Origin of the sequence: Anaerovibrio lipolyticus LB2005 (assembly GCF_000621545.1) — a bacterium.
GTDB lineage: Bacteria > Bacillota > Negativicutes > Selenomonadales > Selenomonadaceae > Anaerovibrio > Anaerovibrio lipolyticus_A.
This window is the reverse complement of record NZ_JHYA01000013.1, coordinates 1-16,118: the sequence shown is the minus strand read 5'-3', so window position 1 is coordinate 16,118 and position 16,118 is coordinate 1. Positions and strand designations below refer to the sequence as shown.

Below are 16,118 nucleotides of genomic sequence, written 5' to 3'. Positions count from 1 at the left end.
TGTATGAAAACTGTGATATTTTGCCTCAACCTCAGTTTGGTGTATAATATCTTAATAGATTTTACATTGTCTTAAATTCTGTTGAAGGGATTTATTATGTTATTACCTATTCTAATTGCAGTTATAGTGCTGGCCCTTATGGTTCTGGTACTGGAAAAGAATATTAAAAGCCGTATGGCATTTTATGCCTTTTGTGGTTCTCTATTGTTGGCTCTTTCCATTGTGGGGTATGGCTATTATTCAAGTACCACCAACTCATACGAGGAGCTGGATGAGTCGACTATCCGACATATTACAGCCCAGCAGCTGGCCTTTGGTGAATGGTATACCAATTACAAGAAAAAGCTGGATGCCATTGATTATTGCTGGGTATCCTATCATCGTATAATGAAGGATTTTCAAAATGAGGATATTTCCCTGCGGGAGGCATATACCCGTCTTACTCAGCTGGAATCCAATGTGGTCAGCCTTCATAATGAGATTTACCAGATGGCACCACCCATTAGCCTTGATGATGCCAATTATGATTTAACGTCATCTATTTTGAAAAAAACCAAGGCCTATTCTGATGGCCAGCTAAAGACTATACGGGCCACCAAGATGATGGCGGATCCGGAAAAAATGCCTACGGAAAATCATGACGTACAGATGGGATATTTAAAGGACGCCATGCTTGTAAATTCACCTGATATGCTCTTTACAGCCAGTGAGATTAATTCTCTCAGAAAAAATCTTACCATACCGGAGGTGAACTGATATGCAGCCATATAAGACCACCTCTGATTTCGGAACTTCATATTACGAAATCCAAAAATCAAAATTTTATACATATACAGCCCATGTGGAGAATGAGGCAGCAGCCAGAGAGTTTGTGCAGGGTATCAAGAAAAAGCATTTTGATGCCAGACACAATTGCTCCGCATGGATTTTGGGCACTGACAGCAGTCAGCAAAAATCCAACGATGACGGGGAGCCGGGAGGAACTGCGGGAAATCCTATATTGGAAGCTATAAAACAGCATGGCCTCACCAATGTGGTGGTAGTGGTAACCCGTTATTTTGGTGGAATTAAGCTGGGAGCTGGCGGCCTTATCAGGGCCTATAATCATTCAGCCTCATTGGGATTGGAGGCCACACCTCAGGTGGAGGTAAAGCCCTTTTGCATGGTTTCGGCGGAGATGGATTATACTTTGTTGGGTACTGTGGAAAATTGGGTACGAACCAATAATCTTCGCTCCGGGGAAACGGAGTATACAGACAAGGTGACCGTGAAGCTGTTAATTGAGCCCGATGATGTAGAAAATATACAGTCATCCTTGGTGGATTTAACTGCAGGCAGGTGTGACATTAATGTAGCCGATCCTGAATATTTGGAGGTTCCGGTGGAAAAGTAGTTTGACAACACAATATATATCTGAATTCTGTGAAAAAGATAGGAAAAAACGTTTATTTTTTCAACAAAACTACTTTTTTGCAGGATTTTTTTTTTATATGAAGAAATAATTACAGTACAAATAATATATTTTTATTTTTCAGTAGTGTAGTTTTTCAGGTAACGGCTACGTAGGGAAATATATACAATGGCTGAGCCTGGAGCTGAATTAAGCGCAGGAGTGAGTTTTATGAGTAAGACAACATGTGTGGCCATGATATTGGCAGGTGGTCAGGGAAGCCGCCTGGGGGCACTAACCAAAAAAATTGCCAAACCAGCAGTACCGTTTGGCGGTAAGTATCGAATTATTGATTTCCCACTTTCAAATTGTGCCAATTCCGGCATAGACAAGGTTGGCGTGCTGACACAGTACCGCCCATTGGAGCTTCATAATTATCTGGGTACTGGTGATGCCTGGGACTTGGATAAGTCAGATGGTGGTGTGTTTATTTTGCCACCTTATGCAAGGGACAAAGGGGCAGACTGGTACAAGGGTACAGCAGATGCCATATATCAGAATCTGAATTTTATTGACATGGTAGATCCAGAATATGTGCTGGTGCTTTCCGGCGATCATATTTATACCATGGACTATGCCAAAATGCTGGCAGCTCACAGGGCCAACAAAGCCGATGCCACCATCGGTGTATTTGAGGTGCCTTGGGACGAAGCACCACGCTTTGGCATTATGAATACCGATGAAAAGGACGGCCGTATTGTAGAATTTGAGGAGAAACCAGCAAAACCAAAGAGCAATCTGGCTTCCATGGGTATTTATATTTTTAATCGTGACTTTTTGGATAAGTACCTTAAAGAAGATGCTACTGATGATAACTCCTCCCACGATTTCGGTAAGAATATTATTCCTACGATGTTGAAGGATAAGGCCAGGATGTATTCCTATGCCTTTGAGGGGTATTGGAAAGATGTAGGAACTATCGAGAGCCTGTGGCAGGCCAATATGGACCTCCTGCAGGATGAACCACCATTCTCCTTTACCAGTGCATGGAAAATTTATTCCAACAATCCATCCTTGCCACCTCATTATTTAGGCAGGGATGCCAAAGTCACCTGCTCTATGCTGAATGAAGGCTCCATGATTATGGGCGAAGTGGATCATTCAGTATTGTTCTCCGGTGTTAAAATTGGTAAGGGTGCCAAGGTTACGAATTCAGTAATCATGCCATTTACCGTTGTTGAGGAAAATGCAGTAATTGACCACGCCATAGTGGCCCAAAACTGCGTAATTTCCGCCGGGGCTCACGTTGCTGGTTCAGAGGGGGCTATTGCCGTGGTTCCAGAGGGTGAAACTGTTGCGGCAGAGCAGGCAAGTGTGGGACAGCAGGTAAGCTGATTTACGAAAACGAGAAATGGAGCTGATCATATTGGGTAATGTAATGGGGATTATAAGACTCGATGGTGCCAACAGTATGCTGAAGGAGCTTTGTGAACACCGTCCGGTGGCCGCACTTCCTATTGCGGGCCGATATCGTATATTGGATTTTGCCGTGTCTAGTCTGGTAAATTCTGGTATTGGTCATGTTGGTGTTCTGGTATCAAAAAAGGCAAGACCTGTTTTTGACCATCTGCGCTCTGGTAAGGATTGGGATTTGGCACGTCATCGTGATGGCTTGGCTTATCTCCCTAATGACGGCGAAAATGGTAATACCAGTGCTCTCGCCGGACTTTATCAAAATATAGATTTTGTTATGCGCAGTTCAGCTGAGTACGTGTTCCTGGTACAGGCTGATACAGTATATAACATTGATTTTAGACATGTTCTTCTGTTCCATCAGAATACTGGGGCAGATATCACCATGGTATATTGCAAGGCCCGGGAGGATCTGCCAGGAGAGGCAGCTTCCATGCAGGTTGCCGAAAATGGCAAGGTGACTGACATCGCCAAGCGTATGACCTCTACCAAGGGTTCCAACGACTTCATGGGTATTTTCCTCATGAGAAAGGATACTTTGGTGAAGCTGGTTACCTCTACCTTTGAGCGTGGAGGCAACAGTATGCTGGTGGATGGTATTATACGTCACATGGATGAATTCAGCATTTATGGCTACGAGCACAAGGGCTTTTCCACTAGAATAAATTCCACTATGGCCTACTTTAACGCCAACAAGTCCATATTAAATCCTGATATTTGGAATGAGCTCTTCATGAGTGAACATCCTATCCACACCAAGACAAAGGATGCGGCTCCAGTGCAGTACAAGAATACTGCCAAGGTTACCAATTCTCTCATCGGCAATGGTTGTGAGATTTATGGTGAGGTTGAGGACAGTATTCTCTTTAGAGGAGTACGGGTGGCTGAAGGCGTAAAGATTAAGGATTGCATTATTATGGAGCAGTGCCAGATAGAGCAGTATGCAATGCTCAGGGATGTAATCTGCGACAAGAATGTTGTCGTTTCTGAGGATCAGTGGTTAAAAGGTGCTGAGAATTATCCTTTGATTATTGCTAAGAGCACCGTTATTTAATAATTGATTTCAGGCCGCTGATGATAAGGGTTATCCTGTCGTCAGGGGCCTGTTTGGCTTTTTTTAATTATATGGGAGTGATTATATGGCATTTATTGAAAGAGATATTGATGAAATCAAGGATGAACTTAAAGAACGCTTTATACTTACATCCAAGATACTGTATGGACGCGAGCTTTCAGAGCTTTCCCAGAATGAGGTATATAATGCTGTTGCAGCAGTGGTAAAGCAGTACACCACTGAAAATTGGATTAAGACCAATAAACAGTATGCTATTAATGACAATAAACAGATTTATTATTTTTCCATTGAGTTCCTGCTGGGCAGACTTCTTAATACCAATTTGATTAATCTGGATTTGAAGAATGCCCTGAAAATTGTATTGAAGGAGCTGGATGTTAAGCTGGACGATATCTACAACGAGGAGCCAGATGCAGGCCTGGGTAATGGTGGTCTGGGCAGACTGGCCGCTTGCTTTATCGATTCCATGGCTTCTCTGTCCTTGCCAGCCCATGGTTGCGGCCTTCGTTATCAGTATGGCCTTTTTGAGCAAAAAATTATTAACGGAACCCAGATTGAAATTCCAGATAACTGGCTTCGTGATGGCTACGCCTGGGAATTCAGAAAGCCTAACAAGGCTGTAAATGTCCGGGTGGGCGGCCATGCTTACATGAAGGAAGTGCCTGGTGAGGATGATTTGCAGCTGGTTTATGAAGGCTATACCGATATTATGGCCGTTCCATATGATGTGCCGGTTATCGGCTACAAGAATACCACTGTAAATACCCTGCGCCTTTGGAACGCAGAAGTTAATATGGACTTTTCTGACTATGGTACCCTGACCCAGGAGGAGATTAACCAGCGTCAGGAGTATCGTCGCTGGGTAAACCGTATCACTGAGTTCCTTTATCCGGATGACAGACTCTCCGATGGTAAGAAGCTCCGCCTGTTGCAGGAGTATTTCTTTGTGTCTGCTGGTGTTCAGAGTATTATCCGTCACTTTATGCTGACCCATGACAATGTTTATGATCTTTCCGACAAGATTGGTATCCATATCAATGATACCCATCCGGCTACAGCTGTTCCGGAAATGATGCGAATTTTGGTGGATGAGTATCATCTTGAGTGGGAGGACGCATGGGATATTACCACTCAGACCTGTGCATATACCAACCACACCATTTTGCCAGAGGCACTGGAGAAATGGGATGTGGGCCTCTTTAAGGAAATGCTGCCTCGTATCTACATGATTGTTGAGGAGATTAATCGTCGCTTCCTTGAAGGAATCCGCAAAAAATATCCTGGTGACGAGGCACTGGTTCGTGAGCTGTCTATCATTGAGAATGGTCAGGTTCATATGGCCCGTCTGGCAGTTGTGGGCTCCTACAGTGTCAACGGTGTGGCCCGTATCCACTCAGAGATTTTGAAGACCAATACCTTAAAATTTTTCTACAAGGTATTCCCTAGAAAATTCAACAACAAGACCAACGGTATTACCCATCGCCGTTGGCTCATCAGCGCCAACAACGATTTGGCACATCTCATCGATGATAAGCTGACCCGTGAGTGGCGTCATAATATTAAGCTTTTAAAGAAGATTAATGATTATGTGGATGATCCTGATTTCCTGAAGGCCCTAAACAAGGTAAAGAGAGCCAGAAAACGCGCCTTGGCCCAGTATGTATGGTCCCACAATAAGGTTCGTGTAAAGATAGATTCCATATTTGACATTCAAGTTAAACGTATTCACTCCTACAAGCGTCAGCTTATGAATATATTGCATATTATGTATCAATATAACCGCTTGAAGAATGACCCTGATTACGATATGCCTGTACCAGTGGTTTACTTCTTCGGCGGCAAGGCAGCTCCTGGTTACTACACAGCCAAGGAAACCATCCGCCTCATTAATGCAGTGGCTGACAAAATCAATAATGATGAGAGCATTAACGGCAAGATCAAGGTGGTATTCCTGGAGAACTTTGGCGTAACTCTTGGTGAAATGGTATATCCTGCAGCTGATGTCAGCGAGCAGATTTCTACCGCATCCAAGGAAGCCTCCGGTACCGGTAACATGAAGTTTATGATGAATGGTGCCATTACTCTGGGAACCATGGATGGTGCCAATGTGGAAATTCATGAGCAGGTGGGTGACGATAACTGCGTAATCTTTGGTCTCAGGGCTGAAGAGGTTATTGCCTACTATGAAAATGGTAATTATAATGCGTGGGATGAATACAATACCAACGAAAATGTCCGCACCGTTATGAACCAGCTGACTGATGGTACCTATGGTAATTTCCAGACACTGTTTGATTATCTGATCAACAGTAATGATGAGTTCTTCATCTTGAAGGATTTCAACGCATATATTGAAGCCCATGAGGAAATTGTCCGTCGTTATCAGGATCATGATGCATGGCTTAGGTCCTCTGCCATCAATATTGCAAATTCTGGTATTTTCTCCTCTGACCGTACTATTACTGAGTATGCTGAGGATATTTGGAATATTGAACCTGTAGAGATTAAGTAAGAGGTATATACATGAAAACATCTGAGTTAAGCGAGTTTGATCTGTTTTTGTTCCATCAGGGTACTAATTTCCGTGCCTATGAAATGTTAGGTGCTCATGTAATGGAGCAGAACGGTAAAAAAGGTGTAAGATTCACAGTTTGGGCACCTCATGCCAAGGAAGTTTCAGTTGTAGGTGATTTCAATAACTGGGATACAAGAGTAAATAAAATGTCCAAGCTGGGGGATGGAGAAATCTGGAATCTCTTTATCCCAGACGTCGGGCCTGGCACTGTGTACAAATATGCTATTTTGCCACAGCATGAGGGACCACATATTATGAAGGCTGACCCTTATGGCTTTTTCGCTGAGAAAAAGCCTGAGACAGCTTCCATCGTTTATGATATGGGTAACTACAAATGGAAGGACAGTAAATGGACTAAATTCAAGGAGGATCATCCTTCCTACACCCGCCCGATGCTAACCTATGAGGTTCATCTTGGCTCCTGGAGACGTACTCCTGATGGGGAATATCTTTCCTATATGGATATGGCTGACCAGCTGGTGGACTACGTAAAGAGCATGAACTATACCCATATTGAGCTGATGCCTCTTTGCGAGCATCCATTTGACGGCTCATGGGGATATCAGGCCACTGGTTATTATGCTGTTACCAGCCGTTATGGCACCCCTGATGAGTTCCGCTATCTGGTGGACAGGGCCCATCAGGCAGGCATCGGCATTATTATGGACTGGGTTCCTGGCCATTTCTGTAAGGACAATCAGGGCCTTCGTGATTTCGATGGCCAGAATCTGTACGAATCCGATAATATCCAGCGGGCTGATAATGCAGGCTGGGGTACTGTAAACTTTGACTATGGCCGTACTGAGGTGCAGAGCTTCCTAATTTCCAACGCCATGTTCTGGATGGATCAGTATCATATTGATGGTCTGCGCATTGATGCTGTGGCCAATATGCTGTATTTAAATTACGGTCGTCAGGATGGTGACTGGGTGCCAAATAAGTTTGGCGGTGATGGCAATCTGGAGGCCATCGATTTCCTCCACAAGCTAAACGAGGCAGTTTTCAAGAACTACCCTCAGGCGCTTATGATTGCCGAGGAATCCACCTCATGGCCGAATATTTCCAAGCCGGTTTATATGGGTGGCATGGGCTTTAATTATAAGTGGAACATGGGCTGGATGAATGATATTCTTCGCTATGTCAGTCTGGACCCTGTTTATCGTAAGTGGCATCACGACAAGCTGACCTTCTCTTTGATGTATGCCTTCAGTGAGAATTTTGTGCTGCCTTTGTCCCATGACGAAGTAGTTCATGGTAAGTGCTCACTTATAAGCAAAATGCCAGGCGATTATTGGCAGAAATTTGCCGGTCTCCGCGCCTTCTTCGGCTATTGGATGGCACATCCGGGAAAGAAGCTGCTCTTTATGGGCGGTGAGTTCGGTCAGTTTATCGAATGGAATTTTGATGACAGCCTTGACTGGCATCTGGTAGAGCAGTATGAAAAGCATACCCAGATGTTGGAATATTCAAGAGCCCTTAATAAATTCTACGTTGATCACAAGGCATTCTGGGAGGTGGATTTTGACTGGAGAGGTTTTGAGTGGATTGACTGCGACAATGCTGATGATAGCTTGGTATCTTTTATTCGTAAGGCTGAGGATGGCTCCTTCATCATTGCCATTTCCAACTTTACTCCGGAGGTGCGTCATGGCTATCGCTTCGGCGTTCCAGAAGCTGGCGTTTATCGGGAGATATTCAATAGTGATGCAGAGGAATATGGTGGTTCCAATGTTCTGAATGATTATGATATTGTATCCGAGGATGTTGAATGGCAGGGGAAGGCAAATTCCATTCTGGTTACAGTACCACCTTTGGCAACCATTTATTTGGAATTACAGTCCCCCAGTGACGATGGGGTGAAGAAAAAGACTACACCCAAAAAGACTACAGTAAAAGCCAAGGCAGCTGCAACTAAAACTAAAACTAAAACTAAAACGACTGCAGCTAAGACCAAGACTTCTGCAAAAGCTAAAAAAGAGGAAACAGACACAGAAGAATCGACGGCCAAGAAAAAAACAGCAGTAAAGAAAACCACAACTGCAAAGAAGACAACGACTACGACGAAAACAACCACTACAAAGAAAACTGCCACGGCAAAAAAGACTACCACAGCAAAAAAGACTGCAGCAACTAAAACGGCTGCTGCCAAAGCCGAGGCAGAAGAGGAAACTAAGCCTAAGACAACAAGGACCAGAAAAACTGCTGTAAAGGCTAAGGAGGATGGGGAAAAGGAAGTAAAGCCTAAAACTACCCGGGGAAGAAAGCCAAAAGCTGAAACTGCCCAGGAAGCTGAAAACAAACCTAAGACCCGGACCCGCAAGGCCACAACTGCAAAGGCTAAAGAAGACGGTTCAAAAACCGCTGCAAAAAAGGAAGAAATAAGTGAGAAGCCCAAGAAAACAACCAGGGGTCGAAAAAAGGCCGAGTAATAGAGAGAGGTGCAAGTTATGAAAGTTTTGTATGTAGTTTCTGAAGCAGTTCCTTTTATTAAGACTGGCGGATTGGCCGACGTGGCCGGATCCTTACCAAAATACCTTAAGGCTGAAGGCGTTGACGCCAGAGTTATTCTGCCTAAGTACAGCTCCATTTCTGAGGAATATCGCAATAACATGGAGCATGTGGGAGATATTACAGTACCAGTATCCTGGCGTGAGAAATATGCTGGGGTGGACAAGCTGGAATATGAAGGGGTTACCTACTATTTTGTAGATAATCAGGAGTATTTCTATCGCGATGGCCTTTATGGCTACTTTGATGATGCTGAGAGATTTTCCTTCTTCTCCCGTGCTGTGCTGAATTTGTTGCCAACCATGGATTTCTGGCCAGATGTCATCAACAGCAATGACTGGCATGCAGCGCTGGTAAATGTGTTCCTGAAGTTGGAACATCAAGGTGATAGTCGTTACGAAAACATTAAGACCGTATTCTCTATCCACAATCTTAAGTATCAGGGCATTTTCGACAAGAACATTATGGGAGATGTACTGGGCCTTGATTGGAAGTATTTCAATAACGGCGATTTGGAGTTCAATGATTGTGTGAACTTTATGAAGGGCGGTATTGTTTATGCGGATAAAATCAGTACCGTAAGCCGTACTTACGCCGAGGAAATTCAATATGAATTCTTTGGTGAGCATCTGGATGGACTGCTTCGTTCCCGTTGTGAGGATTTACGGGGCATTATCAATGGTATCGATAATTCTGTATACGATCCGGCAACGGATAAATACCTCTATGAGAACTTTGATGCCAATTCTCTGGATAAGAAGCTGACCAACAAGGAAAAGCTTCAGGAGCAGCTGGGACTTCCTGTAAGTCGTAGTACCCCTATGTTGGCCATGGTATCCCGTTTGGTGGAGAACAAGGGTATTGAGCTTATTACCAGAATTTTAGATGAGCTTCTGACCCATGAGGACTGCCAGTTCGTTATTTTGGGCACTGGCGATAAGGTTTATGAGGATTGGTTCCGGGAACTCCAGTGGCGCTTCCCTACCAAGGTGTCTGTCAATATTTACTTCTCCAATGATTTGGCTCAGAAGATTTATGGTAGTGCGGACTTCTTCCTTATGCCATCTATTTTTGAACCATGTGGTATTGGCCAGATGATAGCTCTGCGTTATGGAACTGTGCCTATTGTTCGTGAAACAGGTGGACTTAAGGATACTGTAAAACCATTCAATAAATATGATAGCACCGGCAATGGATATACCTTTGCCAATATAAATGCCCATGATTTGTTGTATTGCATTAAACGTGCCCTCACTGAATACGACAATATTCAGATTTGGAACATACTCCAGAATAATGCCATCAGATCTAATTTCGATTGGAAACAGTCAGCAAGTGAATATATTGATATGTACAAGCAGCTTTTAGCCTAGTGCTTATGCTGTAAGGAGGTCATTATGTGGCTGCTCTATTAAACGTTATCCACGACTCGCAGAATGAATTTTACCGTTTCCCTGTTGGGGCGGCTGCCACTGAAAGTAAGGTGCGACTGAGATTAAAGGTGGAAACCGACAAGGAAACAGAAGTCAGCGGTATAAAAATCCGTATATGGGAGGACCGTGTAGGAGAGACCCTTTATAGTATGGCCCGTATGGAAGATGGGGAGTACTATGAGGGATATGTTAATATGCCAAAAAAGGGAACTCTCCTTTGGTACTATTTCATAATCAGAGTTAATGGTCAGATTTGTTTTTACAGTAATAATGATGAGCTGATGGGAGGCGTGGGCCTTTTGGCCGATTGCCCTCATTCAGCTTACCAGATAACAGTATATAATAAGGACTCCAAAACCCCTGACTGGTTTAAGCACTCTGTAATGTATCAGATTTTCCCTGACCGGTTCTATCGTAAGGGAAATGAAATGGTGGAGAAGCCCAATGCTCTCTATCATGCATCCTGGAAGGATAAACCAAGGTATTACAAGGACCCGGATAATGGGGAAATAATCGCCTATGATTTCTTTGGGGGAAATTTTGCCGGCATCATGGAAAAGCTTCCTTACTTAAAGGATTTAGGAATATCTGTGGTGTATCTTAATCCAATATTCGAATCTGCCAGCAATCATCATTATGATACTGGTAACTACATGAAAACAGACCCTATTCTTGGTACAAACGAGGAATTTGCCCAGCTTTGTGCCGAGGGTAAAAAAATGGGTATACGGTTCATCTTGGATGGTGTGTTCAGCCATACCGGCGAGGACAGTATCTATTTCAACAAGTATGGGAATTATGATTCGGTGGGTGCTTGTCAGAGTAAGGATTCACCTTATTACAGCTGGTACAGCTTTATTGATTATCCGGATAAATATGAGAGCTGGTGGGGATTTACCAATCTCCCAAATGTGAGAGAGGAAACCCCTGCCTATATGGATTACATTATTCATAAAGAGGATAGTGTACTTCATTATTGGAATAAACAGGGTATCAGCGGTTGGCGCTTGGATGTTATTGATGAGCTGCCGGAAAAATTCTCTCAGGCCTTTTACAAGGAGCTGAAAAAAACTGACCCGGATTCGGTTCTTATTGGCGAGGTGTGGGAGGATGCCTCCAACAAGGTTGCTTATGGTGTGAACCGACATTATCTTTGTGGTTATGAGATTGATTCTGCCATGAATTACCCTTTCCGCAAAATAGTGATGGACTTCCTTTTGGGGTATGTGGACGGCTATCAGGTTTGTCGAAGGATAATGAGTCTTAAGGAAAATTATCCAGTTCAGAACTTCTATGCCATGATGAATCTTTTGGGAAGTCATGATCGGGAGCGTATACTGACCATATTGGGTGAAGCACCTTCCTGTGAGGGAGTTCCAGAGAGAATTCAAGCAAAGTATAAGCTGGATGATGAAAAACTGAAGCTGGGCAAGAGCCGACTGAAAATAGCTGCGGCATGGCAGATGACTTTCCCGGGCGTGCCATGTATTTATTATGGTGATGAGATTGGTATGGAGGGCTATAAGGATCCTTTCTGCCGTCTTCCTTATGATTGGGAAAATGGCGACGAGGATATGCGCCAGTGGTACAAAAAGCTTATTCACCTCAGAAATGAAAATGTGGCCCTGCAGACAGGCAAGTTCCTGCCAATTTATTCCGATGGGGATATATTTGGCTATGCAAGGGTTATTGACGATGGCAAGGATGTATTTGGCCAGTCGGCGGAAAATGATGTATTCATTATCCTGATGAATCGGGGCAGGGAACAGCGTACCGTTTATGTGGATGTTCGTGACCTGTGGGCTGGCAGCTTTACAAATGTCTTTGGTGATGGCAGGGAACTGAATGTTGTTCGGGAAGTGCTCCATGTGTCCATGAAGCCTTGCAGCGTCAAGATATATAGATGTGTAAAGAAGGAGTCCCAGCATATCAGGGAATGCGGTGTGCTGATGCACCCAACCAGCTTCCCTTCAAAATATGGCGTGGGAGATTTTGGTGCCTCGGCTTATGAATTCGTGGACTTTTTGGCAGAGGCCAATCAGAAAATATGGCAGATTCTGCCGTTGACTCCGGTGGATGACTGCAATTCTCCGTATGCATCACCGTCAGCCTTTGCGGGCAATACCATGCTTATTTCCATGGAAAAGCTGGTGGATATGGGGCTGCTCACTGAGGAGGATATCAAGGTACCTGAAAAGGAAGCCACGAATAAGACAGATTATGAATTTGCCCGTCAAGTTAAGGGTGAGCTTCTGGCCAAGGCGGCGGATAATTTCTTTACCAATGGTAATGCTGATGATATGGCCGTATTTGAAGGCTTTTGCAGCCAGGAGGCCTATTGGCTCAATGATTACGCTTTATTCAAAGCCATTTCAAAACAACAGCTTGAGGCTGGTTGGATAGAGTGGCCGGAGGACCTGAAAAAGCGTAGGCCTGAGGCCTTGGAGAAGGCCAGAAATGAACTGGCTCAGGAGATTGGCAGGGAATGCTTCTACCAATATTTGTTCTCCACTCAGTGGCAGGAGCTTAAGATTTATGCCAACGGAAAAGGCGTAAAGATTTTGGGGGATATGCCGATATTTGTATCCCAAAACAGTGCCGATGTGTGGGCCAACCAAAAACTCTTTAAGCTGGGTGAGGATGGCAGACCATTGAAGGTGGCAGGCGTACCACCTGATTACTTCAGCAAGACCGGTCAGCTGTGGGGTAATCCGCAATATGACTGGGATGAAATGGCCAAGGACGGCTACCGTTGGTGGATAAGTCGTTTGGGTCGTATGCTTGAACAGGTGAACATGGTTCGCATTGATCACTTCCGTGGCTTTGAGGCTTATTGGGAGATAGACGGCGATGCGGAAACCGCTATTGATGGTGAATGGGTCAAGGGACCGGGAATGGACTTCTTCGGGAAATTAAAGGATGCCTTGGGTGAGGTGCCAATAGTGGCAGAGGATCTGGGCATCATCACCGATGAGGTTGAGATACTTCGTGAAAGATGCGGTTATCCGGGAATGAAGGTGTTGCAGTTTGAGCTCCATTTTAATGCCTTCCACAGAATAAATTTTGTGGAGCCGGAAAACAGCTTGGTTTATACCGGTACCCATGATAATAATACTGTGGTGGGCTGGCTGGAGGATGATGCTGATACCGAAACCAGAGCTGCAGTGGCAAAGCTTTTGGGGAAGGAAGGGGCGGACAGCCAAACACTCTGCCAGGCCTTGGTGGAACATGCCTATGCCTCAAAAGCCCGTACAGCCATTGTCCCAGTGTGGGATGTTTTGGCCTTGGACGGCAATAACCGAATGAATCTGCCAGGAACCTCAGGAGGCAATTGGAGCTGGAGAATGCTGCCAGGAGCCTTAACATCAGAAAAAGCTCATTGGCTGGCAGGTCTGGTGGAAAAATATAATCGGTAGTTATGTTCTAAAATAGTTGACAATATTGATATAGTATGTTAACATAGCACTGTTGTGTGATGTAGTTACACAACCCAAATGTGCCGAAGTGGCGGAATTGGCAGACGCAGCAGACTCAAAATCTGCCGTATGCAAATACGTGCCGGTTCGAGTCCGGCCTTCGGCACCACTTGAAAACACTGGCCTCCGAGAAATCGGGGGCTGTTTTTTTATGTTCGGTTTTACCCCAAAAGGTTGCAATAGGGTTGCAATGGGCACAAAACGCCACATCACGAAACAACGCCATCCCAATTTTTGAACCTATATGATGCCAAAGTGGGGAATTGGAGATTTTTACCCAAAATGGCAAAATTTTGTGGGTGTACTTGGGTGTATTTTTTGGGGTGTACAGCCACAAAAAAGACTGCCATCCCGCATAACTACTGGATTTGTAGTTTGCGAAATGGCAGTTTATGTGACTGCTTACGAGTGTTCCTTGCGGATTTCCAGTATCAGGGCATCCAGCTTGTCGCAGAACTTGTCCATGGTAGTCTGGAACCTTATCAGAAGATAAAAGGTAATGACTATCGGAAAGCCTACGGTGCTGACAGCCGATAAAATCTTTTCTTCCATAGGTGTACTCCTTTCTTTGATAAGAAAGCCCCCCTGCAGGCCGCCAGGCGAGCAGAGGGGCAATCATCAGGACCTATCAGGCCAACTTAGTGACAACGGTTTCCTTCAGATAAACGTCATGGACACCGGTAACATCAGGGTAAGCCTTCATGTCAACAAACTTCTGCATAACAGCAGTAGCCTCGTCCTTGGTAAGACCAGCCTTTGGGTTGGCGATAATGATGGTCTTCAGCTTCTTAGGATCGTTGTTGAGTTCAAGCTCAGCGTAGAGTTTCTTTGCCATAATAAATCATCCTCCTTCCATTACTCAGTTACAAGGGTGCAACTGTTAATACGGCTTACAGTATGAACCGGATAGCTCTGGAGAGAAGCCAGAGCATTTGCCAGCTCCATGAAGTTATCATCGGAAACTGCAGCACTAATGCCGGAGAAAGTTACGATAGCGTAAGACTCCTTGCCCCTGTCAATGTCGGTTACGACCTTCAGCTTAATGGCGCTGGTTTCATTGGATTTCATAGTCATAATCTTGACCTCCTTCATAAGATAAAATAAGACAAAATAATTTCCGGAGGCCTTTTGCCAAAAACGCAAAAAGCCCGCGGAGCCATACCGCGGACTTTTCGCGGAATGACAATATATTCCTATCCCGGCCAGGAGAGAATATCGGGGTATACTCGTCATTCCGCAATGACTTTATAAAATTTGATGTCTTTATTATAAATTATTTGGTCTATCGTGTCAAGTTTGAATATGAATATAATAAAATGTATTTTATTTAAGTAAACATGGGCCGTTTTTTTGCCCTGTGAGGTGTTGAATTTACTGGCGGGGCGGATATAATAGAGGTAACTTTCTTGATCAAGTTTGTCAGGCTGTCAAGAATTTCCAGAATCAGAGCGATTATTACCAGTAATCGCTCTTTTTAATGATATTATTTTGGGCTGGGCGTATCCGTTATCAAGATGGGGCTATTATTATAATTAGATTAAAAGTTCGGTATTTGGCCCATATATTACGATATAACCAGCAAAAGGTAGTATAATTAGGTTAGTTAGATAATTTGATAATTAACCAACCAGAACAAAGGGGGATTTAACATGATGGCAAATTTGGCTTTTGGTTTAATCTCAGTGTTATTTATCGGGTTGACTGGTGCGTTGGCGATTATGGCGGGAAAGATGCTTTACCGCCTTATTACAGGGTTATATGAGGAAATTCATCAATATTAGGGTTGCGTGATCTGGGGCTGTTTCGGCAGTCCCTTTTATTTTGCCCAAAAGTCAAAAATAAAAGGTCAAAAGGTCTAAAAATCGACCACTTTTTGCAAAAATCGACCACTTTTTGCAAAGTCGTTGAATGTTTGGAATCTTTGTGATATTTTCTAAAATAAGGAAAAAAATGTGCCTTATGGCACAACAGATAAGCATGGAGGATGTAAAAATGGAAACACAGAAGTATAGTAGTCCACTAGGGGGGGACATTGTCACCGGCAAAGCCAATAAGGGCAAGGGCTGGAAAGGTTTAAAGGGACAGATGGCTTTGGCTCTCGCCGTATCGCTGTGGATGGCGACCGGCGGGATTGTATCGGCGGGACAGTCCACGACCATCAACGAGGACTACGAAGGCGATGTATACG

Annotated in this window: 13 protein-coding genes and 1 tRNA gene; 11 read left to right on the top strand and 3 right to left on the bottom strand. The window is 44.1% G+C overall.

Annotated elements, in window-relative coordinates:
- The first annotated feature begins 96 nt into the window (after positions 1-96).
- From T355_RS0110395 to T355_RS0110355, 9 genes are all read left to right on the top strand, one after another.
- Positions 97-756, top strand: coding sequence for a hypothetical protein (locus T355_RS0110395; protein ID WP_027397703.1), 660 nt, complete (start codon positions 97-99; stop codon positions 754-756).
- A 1-nt stretch (position 757) separates the two neighbouring features.
- Entirely contained in the window at positions 758-1,393 is a 636-nt protein-coding gene (locus T355_RS0110390) for a YigZ family protein (RefSeq protein ID WP_027397702.1), read from the top strand.
- A gap of 228 nt (positions 1,394-1,621) precedes the next feature.
- Complete coding sequence (locus T355_RS0110385; RefSeq protein ID WP_027397701.1) at positions 1,622-2,785, top strand: glucose-1-phosphate adenylyltransferase; 1,164 nt, start codon at positions 1,622-1,624, stop codon at positions 2,783-2,785.
- Positions 2,786-2,816: 31 nt separating this feature from the next.
- Positions 2,817-3,917: a glucose-1-phosphate adenylyltransferase subunit GlgD gene (glgD, locus tag T355_RS0110380; protein ID WP_027397700.1), complete on the top strand. Its 1,101-nt coding sequence runs from the start codon at positions 2,817-2,819 to the stop codon at positions 3,915-3,917.
- Between the two features lie 85 nt (positions 3,918-4,002).
- Positions 4,003-6,450, top strand: coding sequence for a glycogen/starch/alpha-glucan phosphorylase (locus T355_RS0110375; RefSeq protein WP_027397699.1), 2,448 nt, complete (start codon positions 4,003-4,005; stop codon positions 6,448-6,450).
- Positions 6,451-6,461: 11 nt separating this feature from the next.
- A complete protein-coding gene (glgB, locus tag T355_RS0110370; protein ID WP_027397698.1) occupies positions 6,462-8,942 on the top strand; it encodes a 1,4-alpha-glucan branching protein GlgB in 2,481 nt (826 codons plus the stop codon).
- Between the two features lie 18 nt (positions 8,943-8,960).
- Positions 8,961-10,394 (top strand): glycogen synthase GlgA, encoded by a 1,434-nt coding sequence (glgA, locus tag T355_RS0110365; protein WP_027397697.1) that lies wholly within the window; start codon positions 8,961-8,963, stop codon positions 10,392-10,394.
- Between the two features lie 26 nt (positions 10,395-10,420).
- Positions 10,421-13,870 carry a 4-alpha-glucanotransferase gene (gene malQ, locus T355_RS0110360; protein WP_027397696.1) on the top strand — a complete coding sequence of 1,150 codons (3,450 nt, stop codon included), beginning with the start codon at positions 10,421-10,423 and terminating at the stop codon, positions 13,868-13,870.
- Positions 13,871-13,952: 82 nt separating this feature from the next.
- Positions 13,953-14,039, top strand: a tRNA-Leu gene (locus T355_RS0110355).
- 293 nt (positions 14,040-14,332) lie between these two features.
- Here the strand turns inward: T355_RS0110355 and T355_RS15040 are convergent.
- The 3 genes from T355_RS15040 to T355_RS0110340 form a co-directional block, all read right to left on the bottom strand.
- Positions 14,333-14,482, bottom strand: coding sequence for a YvrJ family protein (locus T355_RS15040; RefSeq protein WP_071997202.1), 150 nt, complete (start codon positions 14,480-14,482; stop codon positions 14,333-14,335).
- Positions 14,483-14,558: 76 nt separating this feature from the next.
- Positions 14,559-14,765 (bottom strand): DUF2922 family protein, encoded by a 207-nt coding sequence (locus T355_RS0110345; protein WP_027397695.1) that lies wholly within the window; start codon positions 14,763-14,765, stop codon positions 14,559-14,561.
- 20 nt (positions 14,766-14,785) lie between these two features.
- Entirely contained in the window at positions 14,786-15,004 is a 219-nt protein-coding gene (locus tag T355_RS0110340; RefSeq protein ID WP_027397694.1) for a hypothetical protein, read from the bottom strand.
- A gap of 575 nt (positions 15,005-15,579) precedes the next feature.
- Here T355_RS0110340 and T355_RS15550 point away from each other — a divergent pair.
- The gene (locus T355_RS15550) at positions 15,580-15,711 is read left to right on the top strand and encodes a hypothetical protein (RefSeq protein ID WP_269318807.1); all 132 of its coding nucleotides are present in this window, start codon (positions 15,580-15,582) and stop codon (positions 15,709-15,711) included.
- A gap of 211 nt (positions 15,712-15,922) precedes the next feature.
- The coding region (locus T355_RS14225; protein ID WP_037330117.1) for a hypothetical protein at positions 15,923-16,118 on the top strand (196 nt) is incomplete at its 3' end.